Here is a 13,216-nt window from a genome sequence, read left to right as displayed (position 1 = left end):
ACTTTGGCCGCCTCTTGTTGCTACTTGTGCGTCATCGCGATCAGCCCGACGACGAGCGCGCCGACCAGCAGGGCGACTCCGACGACGGCCAGGGTCCAGCCGGCGAGGCCGACGGCGACACCGCCGCCGCCCTCCTGGTTGCGCTCGATTCGCGTGGTGCCGGCGACCACCATCAGCAGCGCGCCGACGCCGCCGACGCCTGCCACGAACGCCGCGACGAAGATCTTCCAGAGCGCCGAGAAGTCGATCACCGACGCCATCGTGAACTGCAGGAAGGCGCTCATCAGACGTCCGCCGAGGTGACGCGGGTGCGCTGAGCGAAGGTCCACAGCGCCACGGCGGCGAGCGCCGCGCCAAGTGCGATCACAACCGGTCCGGCCGAGTCGATCCCGAACAGGTCGGCGATCTCGTACGCGGCCGCCGACATCAATCCGGCCGCCGGCAGGGTCAGCAGCCACGCGAGCCCCATCTGCCCCGCCAGGCCCCATCTGACCGACGCGAGCTTCTTGCCGGTCCCCGCCCCGAGGACGGATCCGGCGACGACCTGCGTCGTCGACAGCGGGTAGCCGAAGTAGGACGAGGCGAGGATCGTCCCCGCTCCCGACGCCTCGGCCGCGAAGCCCTGCGGTGCCTCGATCTCGGTCATCCGTCTCCCCAGGGTGTTGATGATCCGCCAGCCGCCGATGCAGGTGCCGGCCGCGATCGCGGTCGCCGAGCAGAGCTTGACCCACAGCGGGACGGTGAAGTCGTCGGCGTTGAGCGAGCCGTGCACGATCAGCGCGAGCGTGATCACGCCCATCGTCTTCTGCGCGTCGTTGGTGCCGTGCGCGAGCGAGACGAGGCTGGCCGAGCCGATCTGGCCGAACCGGAAGCTGCGCGTCGCGTGCTTGTCGTCCTCTCTCAGCCGCGCCAGCGCGCGGTAGGCGAAGTAGGTCGCCGTCAGCGCGACGACGCCCGCCACGATCGGCGCCAGCACCGCCGGGACGATCACGCTTCTGATGATCCCGTCGAACTTGACGGCGCTCGAGCCGTCGCCGACGAGCGTCGCGCCGACGAGCCCGCCGATCAGCGCGTGGCTGGACGACGACGGCAGCGACAGCGCCCATGTCGCGAGGTTCCAGAGGATCGCGCCGAGCAGACCGGCGAGGATGATCTCCATCGTGATCACGCTGTTGTCGACGATGCCTCTGGCGATCGTCGTCGCGACGGCGATCGAGAGGAACGCGCCGACGAAGTTGAGAAAGCCCGCGAGCACGACCGCGACTCTCGGTCTCAGTGCGCGTGTGGCGATCGACGTCGCCATTGCGTTGGCGGTGTCGTGGAAGCCGTTGGTGAAGTCGAACGACAACGCGGCGGCGACCACGAGCGCGAGGAGGATGTCGTCGGAGCCCATGGGCGACGGGATTCCTCGCAACTGCACATCGCACGCGCCGCTTCACCGCTTCGTCACAAATGTGGCCGAACGCTCATCTGCCGTGCGCCGGCGTCGACCGCGATCGCATGTGTGCGATGTGTGCGCGACACGTTCAGGTTTGGCTTGGAGACTCTTAACGTCGTCTTTCAGTGGCCGGGTAGCCTCATCTCTACCGATGGGGTCACCAAGACATCTCTGGACTGGCGAGTGGCGGGCCGAGTCCGATCAAGCTCGCGACGACGGCGCCACCGCGCTGCACCGCACGCCGCCGCCACGTCCGGCCAGCGATGCGGGCAGCGCGCCTGAACAGCCCGAACGCAAGCCGCGGCGCGGCTCGTTCGTGCTGCTGGCGATCCTGATCGCGCTGGTCGCCGCCGGTGGCGGCGTGGCCGCCGCGCTGACGCTCTTCGGCGGCGGCGACGACGGACCGCCGCCGCTGCCTGCGCTCTCGAGCAGACCGATCAGACCCCAGGCGGGCCAGACGCGCGCAGGTGCGATCTACGCCCTCACGAGCCCCGCGGTCGTCTCGATCAGCACGCAGACCGGTCAGGGCACCGGCTTCCTGATCGACGCCAGAGGGACGCTCGTCACCAACTACCACGTCGTCGGCACCAGCAACCACGTGGTCGTCAAGTTCGGCCAGGACGGCGCCTCGATCGACGGCGACGTGCTCGGCACCGACGAGTCGTCCGACCTCGCCGTCGTCTCGATCGAGCCGGACCGCATCCCCAGAGGCGTCAGAGCGCTCTCGTTCGCGGACTCGCGCAACGTCTCGGTCGGCGACTTCGCGGTCGCGATCGGCAACCCGTTCGGGCTCGACCGCACCGTCACCGAGGGCATCGTCTCCGGCCTCGGCCGCTCGATCACGGCGCCCAACGGCTTCGAGATCGACGAGGTGATCCAGACCGACGCGCCGATCAACCCCGGCAACTCCGGCGGCCCGCTGCTCGACAGCGGCGGCCACGTGATCGGCGTCAACTCGCAGATCGCGACGAGCGGCATGGGCCAGGCCGGCAACATCGGGATCGGCTTCGCGGTGCCGTCGAACACAGCCCGCCAGATCGTCCCGAAGCTGCAGAGGGGCGAGAGAATCTCGCGACCGTACCTCGGCGTCTCGACCCAGCCGACCACGCTGACCGGCGCGTCCGCCGGCGCGAGAGTCGCGGAGGTCAGAAGAAGCGGGCCGGCGGAGAGAGCCGGGATCCGCGTCGGCGACGTGCTCAAGCGCGTCAACGGCATGGGCGTCCAGGAGCCCGCCGACGTCGCGGCCAGCATCAGCAGAAGCGAGCCGGGCCAGAGAGTCCAGGTCGAACTGGAGCGCGGGGGCAGAGACGTCACGCTCGACGTGACGCTGGGAGACCGCGCAGACGCGCCATGAGCTTCGCCGCGCCGCTCGTCCTGCTGGCGCTGGCCGCGCTCCCGCTGCTCGCCGTCTGGTATCTGCTCGCGCAGCGCAACCGGCGGGCCGCCGGCGCCGCCTTCGCCTCCCCCCGCATGCAGCCGGCCGTCGCGCCGAGCCGGCCGGGCTGGCGCCGTCACGCGCCGATGCTCGTCTTCCTCGTCGCGCTCGCCGCGCTGATCGTCGCCGCCGCGAAGCCGCAGCGGACGGTCGCGGTGCCGGTCGAGCGGGCGTCGATCGTGCTGCTCACCGACGTCTCCGGCTCGATGCTCGCGACCGACGTGCAGCCCAACCGCATGATCGCCGCCAAGCGTGCCGCGCGCCGCTTCGTCGACGAGGTGCCGAAGGCGGTCAACATCGGCGTGATCGCCTACAACACGACGGCGACCGTGCTGCAGAGCCCGACGCGCGATCGCGCCGACATCGCGACCGCGATCGACCGCCTCACCGTCAGCGGGACGACCGCGACCGGCGACGCGATCAGAACCGCGACGACCGTGCTGAGAAACCAGCCGGGCGTCGACGGCAGACGGCCGCCGTCCGCGATCGTGCTGATCTCCGACGGCGTCTCGGTCCGCGGCAGCGACCCGATAGCGGCAGCCTCCGAGGCCGCGGCGCTGAGAATCCCGATCTACACCGTCGCGTTCGGCACCGACGCCGGCACGATCACCGTGCCCGATCCCAGAACCGGCGAGCAGAGAGTCGAGTCGGTCCCACCGGATCCGGCCTCGCTGGCGCAGATCGCCGAGGTCAGCAACGGCGATACGTTCACCGCCGCCAGCTCCGACCGCCTCAACACCGTCTACGAGCGACTCGGCTCGCAGCTGGGCACCAGAGACGAGCAGCGGCAGATCACGGCCGCGTTCGCCGCCGGCGGCCTGCTGCTGCTGCTCGCCGGCGCGGGCCTCTCGCTGCGTTGGTTCGGCCGCCCGATCTGATCTTCACCCCAGTTCCCGAAAGGAGCCACCCGACGTGACGTTCGACCACCCCCAGCCGCCCGAGGATCGCTTCCCGGCTCCTGCTCCCGCGCCCGAGGAGCGCTTCCAGCGCAGGGAGGAGCCGCGCGACGCGCTCGAGGAGGCGCTGCACGAGATCAAGCGCGTGATCGTCGGCCAGGACGCGATGCTGGAGCGGCTGCTGGTCGCCCTGCTGGCCGGTGGCCACGTGCTGCTGGAGGGCGTCCCGGGCCTCGCCAAGACGCTCACCGTCAAGACGCTGGCGCAGGTCCTCGGCGGCTCCTTCAAGCGGATCCAGTTCACACCGGACCTGGTCCCGGCCGACCTCGTCGGCACGCGCGTCTACCGACCCGACACCGGCCGCTTCGAGACCGAGCTCGGCCCCGTCTTCGGCAACTTCCTGCTCGCCGACGAGATCAACCGCGCGCCCGCGAAGGTGCAGTCGGCGCTGCTGGAGGTGATGCAGGAGCAGCAGGTGACGATAGGCGGCGAGACGCACCCCACGCCCCGCCCGTTCCTCGTGCTGGCGACGCAGAACCCGATCGAGTCCGAGGGCACCTACCCGCTGCCCGAGGCGCAGATCGACCGCTTCCTGATGAAGGTGATGGTCGACTACCCCACGATGAGCGAGGAGGCTGCCGTCGTGGACCGCTCGCTCGGCCGCGTCGCGGCGCCGCGCGAGCGGCTCTCGATCGCCGACCTCGACCGCTTCGCCGAGGCCGCCGGCAGAGTGCTCGTCGACCGCGAGGTGATCCAGTACGCCGTCACGCTCGCCGACGCGACGCGACGGCCGCAGAAGTACGGGCTCGACGACGTCGCGCCGTTCATCGAGTACGGCGCCAGCCCGCGCGGGCCGATCGGGCTCGTGCAGGCGGCGCGCGCGCTGGCGCTGCTGCGCGGGCGCGGCTACGTCGCCGTCTCCGACGTGCGCGACCTCGCGCCCGACGTGCTGCGTCACCGGATCGTGCTGTCCTACGACGCGCTGACGGAGAACGTGACCGCCGACGACGTGCTCGGCCGCGTCTTCACCGCCGTCGGCGAGCCGCCGTCGGACCATCTGCGCCGGCCGGAGGCGGCGGCCTGATGCTCAGGCTCGCGAGTTCCACGACGGCCGGCCGCACCGCTCCGCGTCGGCGGGAACTCGCGGGAGCGCGATGAGATGCCCGCTCCGCGTCTGACGCGTCCCGTCGGCCGCCAGGGTCCTGGCGCGATCCCGCACGGCCTGCTCGAGTCGCTCGACCTGATCGTCGCGCGGCGCGCCTCTGGCGCGCTGCCGGGCGATCGGCGCGCGGCCGGGCTCGGCTCCGGGACCGAGCTGGCCCAGCTGCGGCCGTACGAGGTCGGCGACGACGTGCGCCAGATCGACGCCGCCGCGACCGCCCGTACGGGCGTGCCGCACGTGCGGCTGCACGTGCCGGAGCGGACGCTGACGACGTGGATCGCGCTCGACCTGTCGCCGTCGATGGCGTTCGGGACGGCGGACCGGTTGAAGTCCGACGTCGCGGAGGGCGTCACGCACGTGATCGGGCGCCTTGCGATCCGCCGCGCCGGCCGCGTCGCGCTGATGACGTTCGGCGCCGGCACGCCGAGGCTGATCCCGCCGCGCGCCTCCAAGCCCGGCTTCGTCGCGCTGCAGCGCGCGCTGGAGGAGGGCGTCGCGCCCGACGGCCACCACGAGCCGGGCGCGCTGAACGGCGCGCTGCGGCGGATCGGCCGCGTCGCGACGCAGCCCGGCCTCGTCGTCGTGATCTCCGACTGGCGCGACGAGGACGACTGGACGCGCTCGCTCGGCGCGCTGGCGCAGCGCCACTCCGTGCTCGCGATCGAGGTGCGCGATCCGCGCGAGTCGTCGGTCCCCGCGGTCGGGCGGCTCGCCCTGGTGGACCCGGAGACGGGCGAGCGGATCGAGGTCGACACCTCGCGCAGATCGGTGCGCGACCGCTTCGAGCAGATCGAGCGCGAGCGGCGCGAGAAGGTCGCGCGCGAGCTGCGCCGGCTGCAGGTCCAGCAGATCGTCCTGTCGACCGAGGGCGACTGGCTGCAGGCGCTGGGACGGCGGCTGTCATGACGAGCGTGTTCGCCATCTCGTTCGGCTCGCCGTGGTACCTGTTCGCGCTGCTGGCCGTTCCCGCGCTGATCGCGATCCAGGTCGCCAACCGCCGCCGCGGGCGCAGATACGCGGTCCGCTTCACCGGCGTCGCGGCGCTGAAGCAGGCGGCCGGGACCGTGCCGGCATGGAAGCGCCATCTGCCTGCCGCGCTGCTGCTGGCGGCGCTTGCAGCGCTCGCGCTCGCGCTCGCGAAGCCGCAGCGGACGGTCGCGGTCCCGATCGAGAAGGCGTCGATCATGCTCGTCACCGACCACTCGCGCTCGATGCTCGCGCAGGACGTCGAGCCCGACCGCATGACGGCCGCGAAGAGAGCAGCGAGCCGCTTCCTCGACCAGATCCCGAGGTCGATCAGAGTCGGCGTGACGACCTACTCCGACGTGCCCGACGGGACGCAGGTGCCGACGCGCGACCATGCGCTGATCCAGACGACGATCGACTCGCAGGTCGCCGACGGCGGCACCGCGACCGGCGACGCGCTGCAGGTCGCGCTCGACACGCTGCAGCGCCAGCAGGACCAGGGCGAGAAGATCCCGGCCGCGATGGTGCTGCTGTCCGATGGCGCGACGACGATCGGGCGCGATCCGGTCGGCGTCGCGAGAGCGGCCGGCGAGGAGAGAATCCCGATCTACACCGTCGCGCTCGGCACGCGGGACGCGACCGTCCCGAACCCGACCGGATTCGGCGCCCCTGCGCTGCCCGTCCCGCCCGACCCCGAGACGCTCGAAGCGATCGCCGACGCCTCCGGCGGCCGCGCGTTCCAGGCCCAGGACGACCAGCAGCTGTCCTCGATCTACGAGACGCTCGGCTCGCGCCTGGGCACGAGAGACGAGCAGCGCGAGGTCACGGCCGCCTTCGCCGTCGCCGGCCTTCTGCTGCTGCTCGGCGCCGGCGCGGCGTCGATGCGCACGGCGGGGCGGCTGCCCTAGCGTCGTGAGACGGAGCAGGCGGCGAGCGCGAAGACGAGCGCAAGGGCGGTGCCGAGACGGACCATGGCCCAACCTATCCGCAGGCCCCCGGCGCGCGCCACTGATACGTTCCCGGACGTGCCGAGCGACACGCGTGACGATTACCCGCAGCGCCTCGAGATGCCCACCCGCTGGGCCGACAACGACGTCTACGGGCACGTCAACAACGTCGAGTACTACGCCTTCTTCGACACGATCATCAACACCTGGCTGATCCGCGAGGGCGGGCTCGACATCCTCACCGGCGACGTGATCGGCGTCTGCGCGGAGTCGTCGTGCAGATACCACGCGTCGCTCGCGTTCCCCGACGTCGTGGAGGGCGGGCTGCGCGTCGGCCACCTCGGCAGATCGAGCGTGCGCTACGAGATCGGCCTCTTCAAGGCCGGGATGGAGCACCCCGCCGCGAGCGGCGAGTTCGTCCACGTCTTCGTCGACCGCGAGCGCCGCCGCCCAGCCGAGATGCCACCCCGCCTGCGCGACGCGCTGCAGCGACTGCTCGTCGTCAGAGCGGAGTGACGACCGTCCACGGCTCGACGCGGTGGCTGACGACGAGGCCGGCCGCGACGTAGGGATCCTCGGCGACGACCGCGTCGGCCGCCGCGACGTCGCGGCAGACGAACAGGCCGCCGTGGATCGGGTCGCCGACGGCGCCGGCCATCACGATGCGGCCGTCGGCGTGCAGGCGCGCGATCACGTCGAGGTGTCCCGCACGGTGCGGGCCGCGCTTCTCGACGATGTCGGGGACGTAGTCGTAGGTGAGGAGCTGCAGCGTCTCGGGCATGCGGCGAACGGTACGGGACCGGCGCGCGACGGGCCGGGCGCGCAGCGACACGAGCCGGCGGTGGGCTCGGGCGACGGCGCGACCGCGGCCATCCTGCCCCGTGCGCTCAGACCGTCACGAAGACGCTGCGCCAGGCCTGCCTGCCGTCCGTGACGCACTCGGCCAGCACCGCCGCGGCACGCTCCTCGCGGTCCAGCGCCGCCCGGTAGACCGCGTAGGCGACGGCCGCGTCGGCCGGCGTCGCCTCGTGCCACTCGCCCAGCGCGCGGGCCGCGTCACCGGCCGCGAACACCCACGCGTCCCACAGCCCCAGCTCGCGCAGGTACGAGCTGGCGGAGGGGCCGCGGGGCGCGGCGCTGATGTCGGCGGAGTCGAACGACATGACGGGCTCTGTGCCGTATGGTCGGCACGAGCCGGTCAATAGTTGAGGTCAGCTCACCAAACGCTCATGCCGCGTCGACCGCGGCCGGCGCATCGGGCACCGGGACGCTCGCGTCCTCGGCTCTCAGCACGGTCGCGCCGGCCGCGCGCAGCCACACGATGTCGCCCTGCGACAGCTCCAGCTCGTCCGCCTCGGTGCGGGTGATCTGGGCCGTGACGGCCTCGCCGCTGGTCAGCATCAGCTCGACGCGGACCTCGAAGCCGAGGTGGATCACGCGGCTGACCATCGCCTCCTGCGCGGTGCCGTCGGACTGCGCCGCGAGCGTGATGTCGTGCGGGCGCACGAGCTTGTCGCCGAGTCGGCTGACGGGGCCGAGGAAGCCCATCACGAACGCGTTCGTGGGCTGGTCGTAGAGCTCGCGCGGGCTGCCGAACTGCTCGATTCTGGCGTTGTCCATGACCGCGATCTGGTCGGCGATCGACATCGCCTCCTCCTGGTCGTGGGTGACCAGCAGCGTCGTCACGTGGACCTCGTCGTGCAACCGTCGCAGCCAGTCGCGCAGCTCCGCACGGACCTTCGCGTCGAGTGCGCCGAACGGCTCGTCGAGCAGCAGCACTCTCGGCTCGACCGCGAGCGCGCGCGCCAGCGCCATCCGCTGCCGCTGGCCGCCCGAAAGCTGGTTCGGATAGCGCTTCTGGTAGCCGGCGAGGCCGACGATTCTCAGCAGCTCGTCGACGCGATCGGCGACCTTGTCCTTCGGCTGCTTGCGGATCGTCAGGCCGAACGCGACGTTGTCGCGCACGGTCATGTGCTTGAACGCGGCGTAGTGCTGGAAGACGAAGCCGATCTCGCGCCGCTGCGGCGGCACGTTGGTCGCGTCCTCGCCCTTGATCAGCACGCGGCCGGTGTCCGGCGTCTCGAGCCCGCCGATGATCCGCAGCAGCGTCGACTTGCCGCTGCCGCTGGGGCCGAGCAGTGCCGTCAGCGAACCGTCCGGCACCTCTATCGACACGTTGTCGAGCGCGGTGTACTCGCCGAACTGCTTGGAGATGCCTTCGACGGCGATCATCCGTGGTCCTCCTCTTCCCGGCGGGGCTTGATCAGGGTCATCGCGAGCAGCGTCAGCAGCGCGATGACCGCCAGCAGCGCCGAGGCCGCATAGGCGCCCGCGAGATCGAAGTTGGAGAAGCGCTTCTCGACCAGCAGCGTCATCGTCTCGGTCTCGCCGGAGATCTTGCCGGAGACGACGGAGACGGCGCCGAACTCGCCGATCGAACGGGCGACCGACAGCACGACCCCGTACGCGACGCCCCAGCGGATCGCCGGCAGCGTGACGCGCCAGAACGACTGCCAGCCGTTGGCGCCGAGCGTGGCGGCAGCCTGCTCCTGCTCGTTACCGACCTCCTTCAGCACCGGCGTCACCTCGCGCACGACGAACGGCAGCGAGACGAAGATCGTCGCGAGCACGATGCCGGGCGTCGAGAAGATCACCTGAATGCCGGCGTCGGCGAGCGCGCCGCCGAACCAGCCTCTGACGCCGTAGACGAGGATCAGCGAAAGGCCGATCACGACCGGCGAGACCGCGAACGGCAGGTCGATCAGCGCGTTCAGGACCGTCTTGCCCTTGAATCTGCCGCGCGCGAGCGCCATCGCCATCACGATCCCGAAGATCGTGTTGAGCGGCACCGCGATCAGCGTCACCTCGAGCGTCAGCGTGAACGCGGAGACCGCCGCGGGCGTCGTGATCGAGTCCCACACGGCCATCACGCCGTGCTCGAACGTGCGGTAGAAGATGATCGCGACGGGCACCAGCAGCAGCGCCGCGAGGTATGCGAGCCCGATCACGCGCAGCGCTATGCGCCACGGACGGCTAACGGTCATGACGGGCCCCCCAGCGACCGAGGCCGCGGATTCCGATCAGCACGATCAACGAGACGACCAGCAGCACGGTCGCGGTCGCGGCCGCGCCGATCGGCGCGTCGCTCTCGATCTGCTTGAAGATGTAGACGGAGCTGACCTGCGTCTTGAACGGTATGTTGCCGGAGATCAGCACGATCGAGCCGAACTCGCCGACGGCGCGCGCGAACGCGAGCGCGCCGCCGCTGAGGATCGCGGGCACGAGGTTCGGCAGCACGATGCGGCGGAAGATGGTGCTGTTGCGCGCCCCGAGCGACAGCGCCGCCTGCTCCATCTCCTTGTCGAGCTCGATCAGGACCGGCTGGACGGCGCGGATCACGAACGGCAGCGTCACGAACAGCAGTGCCAGCAGGACGGCGAACTGCGTGTAGGCGATGTCGATCCCGAACGGGCTTCTGGGGCCGTAGAGCGTCAGCAGGGTGAGGCCGGCGACGATCGTCGGCAGCGCGAACGGGAGGTCGATCAGCGCGTTGACGAGCGACTTGCCGCGGAATCTGTCGCGCACGAGGACCCACGCGATCAGCGTGCCGAAGAAGGCGTTGATCGCCGCGGTCAGCAGCGAGACCAGCAGGGTGAAGCGCAACGCGGAGACCGCCTGTCTGCTGGAGACGGCGTCCCAGAACGTGCCAAAACCGCCGTCGGTCGAACGGACCACGACGGCGGCGAGGGGAAGCAGGACGATGATCGACAGCCACAACGTGGCAACGCCAAGGCCCAGCGCTCCGGTGGAGCGCCAGGCCGGGCGTCGCTTCGTCGCGACGCGATCAGGGATCGCAGTCGTGCTCACTTTGCCGTCGACACTCCCGCCTCATCCTCGATCTTCGCGATCGAACCGTTGTCGATGTCGAAGAACTCCTCGTTGACTCTCGACCAGCCGCCGAGGTCCTCGATCGTGAAGAGGCCCGACGGATCCGGGAACTTGTCCTTGTTGGCGGCGAGCACTCTCTCGTTGACCGGGCGGTAGCCCCAGTCGGCGAAGCGCTGCTGCGCGGGCTCCGACAGCGCGTAGTCGAGGAACGCTCTCGCCTGCTCCGGCGCGTCTCTCGTCGTCGCGGCGTCGATGTTGATCTTGATCGTGTCGTCCGGTATCACGTAATCGACGTCCTCGCCCTTCTTCTGCGCGGTCGTCGCCTCGTACTCGTACGAGAGCAGCACGTCGGCGTCACCGCTGACGAAGTTCTGCAGCGCCTCGCGGCCCGATCTGTCCTGCACCTCGACGTGTCTCGTGATCAGCTCTCTGACGTAGTCGAGACCGGCCTGCGGATCTCTGCCGCCTCTGGCCGCCGCGCCGTAGGCGCCGAGCAGGTTCCACTTCGCCGCGCCGGAGGTGAACGGGTTCGGCGTCAGGACCTTGATGCCGGGTCTCAGGAGGTCGTCCCAGGTTCTGATGTTCTTGGGGTTGCCCTTGCGCACGACGAAGGAGACGAGCGAGGTCGTGATGAGACCTCTGTTGGCGCCTCTGTTCCAGTCGTCGCCGACGATGCCGGCGTCGACGAGGCGCGTCATGTCGGGCTCCGTCGAGAAGGTCACGTAGTCGGCCTTCTGCCCGGCCTCGACGGCGCGGCTCTGGTCGCCGGAGGCGCCGTAGGAGCTCTTGAAGCCGACGCCTCTGCCCTCAGGGGTTCTGTTGAAGTCGGGGATGATCTCGTCGTAGACGACCTCGGGGGTCGAGTACGCCACGAGGGAGAGCTCGGTCGAAGCGTCGCCGGAGCCGCTCGCCGAGTCGCCCCCACCCTTCTCGTCCGAGGAGCCGCCGCAGCCGGCGACCACGAGGGCGACGAGCGTTGCGAGCAGTACGAGGACGACGGGGGTGCGTGATTTCACAGGATCCTCCCAGAAACGGTCGAAATCGGATACGGATTCGCCATATTACACCTTCCGCACCAATCTGGTCGGCATGACTACTTTGATGCCCTTGATGTCCAATCGCACGCGGCGGGCGTCGGCACGCAGCCGGGTGTGGGCGCCCTCAGCGTGCGCGGGCGAGGCGGGCGCGCAGCTCCACGACGCGCGCGGCTGACTCGGCGACGCGGGCGCGGATCGCCGGGGTGCGGCGGGCTGCGGCGATCAGCGCCTCGCGCACGCGCGGGAAGGAGCCGGGACCGGTCAGCAGCATCAGGTCGTCGCCGGCCTGCAGCGAGCGCAGCGCCGCGGCGGCCACGTCGCCGTCGCCCGGGGTCGCCGCGTCGACCGCCTCCGCTTCGAGCGAGTCCGTCATCACGACGCCGTCGAAGCCGAGCCGCTGACGCAGCAGGCCGGTGACGATCGCGCGCGACTGCGAGGCGATGTCGTCGGGGTCGACGCGCGGGTAGCGAGCGTGGCCGACCATCACGATCCGCGCGCCCGCGTCGAGAGCGGCGCGGTAAGGCACGAGGTCGCGCGCGCGCAGCTGGGCGCTGGTGCGTTCGACGGCGGTGGAGCCGAAGTCGGTGTTCTGCGTAGCGCCGCCGACGCCCGGGAAGTGTTTGGGAACCGGCTCGATCCCCGCGTCGAGGTACGTCCCGACGGCCGCCCCGACCGAGTCCGCGACGGCGTCGGCATCGCCGGGGAAGGCGCGGCCGGCCATGAACGAGCCCGGCGTGCCGGCGGCGACGTCGGCGACCGGGCCGAGCGTCACGTCGACGCCGACGTCGCGCAGGGCGGCCGCGGTCGTTCTCGCGCTGGCGCGGGCTGCGCGCGCGTCCGGCTGGCTCGCCTGACCATTCTGCGGCGGGGCGAACTTCAGCGTGCGGATGTCGCCGCCCTCCTGGTCGAGGCTGACGATCGCATCGCCGCCCGCGGCGCGCTGGACGCTCGCGCTGAGCGCGCGCACCGACGCGGCCGACGGCGCGTTGCCGCCGAACAGGATCACCCCCGCAGCTCTCCCCGCCCGCAGCGCCTGGGTCACGTACGCGGGCGCACGCGTGCCGGAGAACGAGATCACCAGCAACTGCCCGACCTGTCGCTCCAGGGACATGCGCGCGACCTGCGCCTGCGCGCGCTCGGCGGGGGTGGGCGCGGGCGCGTCGGCGGCGTCGTCGCCGTCGCTCGCCGCGGCGCCTCTCGCCTTGCCGCCGCTGCTCGGAGCGCCCTGCTCCGCACCCGATCCGGCCCGCTCGCCGTTGCCCCCATCCCCTCCCCCGGAGGCCCCCACAGCCACGCCGACGACGAGCGCGAGCACCGCCATCAGCAGCAACGCGATCCGCCGCCGGCGGATCGCAGTCGGGCCGTGAGACGAGCGGCGGGACATGTCTGGACCCTAGGGGGCGCACACGATTCGTGCGGTTGTGGGGCGGGACGGGATGGGCTGGCT

General features: G+C 71.1%; 15 protein-coding genes. 6 read left to right on the top strand and 9 right to left on the bottom strand.

From position 1 onward, the window contains the following. Window positions 1–20: 20 nt before the first annotated feature. Both Q7L65_RS23250 and Q7L65_RS23245 read right to left on the bottom strand, forming a co-directional pair. A complete protein-coding gene (locus Q7L65_RS23250; RefSeq protein ID WP_304724960.1) occupies window positions 21–284 on the bottom strand; it encodes a hypothetical protein in 264 nt (87 codons plus the stop codon). Further along, window positions 284–1,393, bottom strand: a complete 1,110-nt coding sequence (locus tag Q7L65_RS23245; protein ID WP_304724958.1) for an inorganic phosphate transporter — start codon at window positions 1,391–1,393, stop codon at window positions 284–286. Before Q7L65_RS23245 ends, Q7L65_RS23250 begins: the two co-directional genes overlap by 1 nt. Before the next feature lie 196 nt (window positions 1,394–1,589). Between Q7L65_RS23245 and Q7L65_RS23240 the strand changes: the two genes are divergently transcribed. The 6 genes from Q7L65_RS23240 to Q7L65_RS23215 all read left to right on the top strand — a co-directional run bounded on the left by Q7L65_RS23240 (window position 1,590) and on the right by Q7L65_RS23215 (window position 7,360). After that, the gene (locus tag Q7L65_RS23240; RefSeq protein WP_304724956.1) at window positions 1,590–2,792 is read left to right on the top strand and encodes a S1C family serine protease; all 1,203 of its coding nucleotides are present in this window, start codon (window positions 1,590–1,592) and stop codon (window positions 2,790–2,792) included. Beyond that, on the top strand, window positions 2,789–3,751 hold the full coding sequence (locus Q7L65_RS23235; RefSeq protein ID WP_304724954.1) for a VWA domain-containing protein: 963 nt from the start codon (window positions 2,789–2,791) through the stop codon (window positions 3,749–3,751). Before Q7L65_RS23240 ends, Q7L65_RS23235 begins: the two co-directional genes overlap by 4 nt. A 34-nt stretch (window positions 3,752–3,785) precedes the next feature. Then, window positions 3,786–4,853 carry a MoxR family ATPase gene (locus Q7L65_RS23230; RefSeq protein WP_304724952.1) on the top strand — a complete coding sequence of 356 codons (1,068 nt, stop codon included), beginning with the start codon at window positions 3,786–3,788 and terminating at the stop codon, window positions 4,851–4,853. Between the two features lie 75 nt (window positions 4,854–4,928). After that, a complete protein-coding gene (locus Q7L65_RS23225) occupies window positions 4,929–5,837 on the top strand; it encodes a DUF58 domain-containing protein (RefSeq protein WP_304724950.1) in 909 nt (302 codons plus the stop codon). Next, window positions 5,834–6,805: a VWA domain-containing protein gene (locus tag Q7L65_RS23220; protein ID WP_304724943.1), complete on the top strand. Its 972-nt coding sequence runs from the start codon at window positions 5,834–5,836 to the stop codon at window positions 6,803–6,805. The genes Q7L65_RS23225 and Q7L65_RS23220 overlap by 4 nt, the downstream gene beginning before the upstream one ends. 159 nt (window positions 6,806–6,964) lie before the next feature. After that, the gene (locus Q7L65_RS23215; RefSeq protein WP_370552628.1) at window positions 6,965–7,360 is read left to right on the top strand and encodes an acyl-CoA thioesterase; all 396 of its coding nucleotides are present in this window, start codon (window positions 6,965–6,967) and stop codon (window positions 7,358–7,360) included. On the opposite strand, the gene Q7L65_RS23210 is transcribed toward Q7L65_RS23215, so the two are convergent. The 7 genes from Q7L65_RS23210 to Q7L65_RS23180 form a co-directional block, all read right to left on the bottom strand. Then, window positions 7,347–7,625 carry a YciI family protein gene (locus Q7L65_RS23210; RefSeq protein ID WP_304724939.1) on the bottom strand — a complete coding sequence of 93 codons (279 nt, stop codon included), beginning with the start codon at window positions 7,623–7,625 and terminating at the stop codon, window positions 7,347–7,349. The genes Q7L65_RS23215 and Q7L65_RS23210 overlap by 14 nt on opposite strands. A gap of 106 nt (window positions 7,626–7,731) precedes the next feature. Then, window positions 7,732–8,007: a hypothetical protein gene (locus tag Q7L65_RS23205; RefSeq protein WP_304724937.1), complete on the bottom strand. Its 276-nt coding sequence runs from the start codon at window positions 8,005–8,007 to the stop codon at window positions 7,732–7,734. 64 nt (window positions 8,008–8,071) lie between these two features. Then, window positions 8,072–9,076, bottom strand: coding sequence for a sulfate/molybdate ABC transporter ATP-binding protein (locus Q7L65_RS23200; RefSeq protein ID WP_304724935.1), 1,005 nt, complete (start codon window positions 9,074–9,076; stop codon window positions 8,072–8,074). Further along, complete coding sequence (cysW, locus tag Q7L65_RS23195) at window positions 9,073–9,888, bottom strand: sulfate ABC transporter permease subunit CysW (RefSeq protein WP_304724933.1); 816 nt, start codon at window positions 9,886–9,888, stop codon at window positions 9,073–9,075. Before cysW ends, Q7L65_RS23200 begins: the two co-directional genes overlap by 4 nt. Next, entirely contained in the window at window positions 9,878–10,711 is an 834-nt protein-coding gene (gene cysT, locus Q7L65_RS23190; protein ID WP_304724930.1) for a sulfate ABC transporter permease subunit CysT, read from the bottom strand. Before cysT ends, cysW begins: the two co-directional genes overlap by 11 nt. Next, window positions 10,708–11,748 (bottom strand): sulfate ABC transporter substrate-binding protein, encoded by a 1,041-nt coding sequence (locus Q7L65_RS23185; protein ID WP_304724928.1) that lies wholly within the window; start codon window positions 11,746–11,748, stop codon window positions 10,708–10,710. The genes cysT and Q7L65_RS23185 overlap by 4 nt, the downstream gene beginning before the upstream one ends. A 145-nt stretch (window positions 11,749–11,893) precedes the next feature. Next, window positions 11,894–13,153, bottom strand: coding sequence for a glycoside hydrolase family 3 N-terminal domain-containing protein (locus Q7L65_RS23180; protein ID WP_304724927.1), 1,260 nt, complete (start codon window positions 13,151–13,153; stop codon window positions 11,894–11,896). Window positions 13,154–13,216: the final 63 nt, after the last annotated feature.

This window comes from Conexibacter sp. CPCC 206217, from assembly GCF_030646165.1.
Lineage (GTDB): Bacteria > Actinomycetota > Thermoleophilia > Solirubrobacterales > Solirubrobacteraceae > Conexibacter.
The sequence above is the reverse complement of the archived record's forward strand: the minus strand, read 5'-3'. Positions and strand labels throughout refer to the sequence as shown.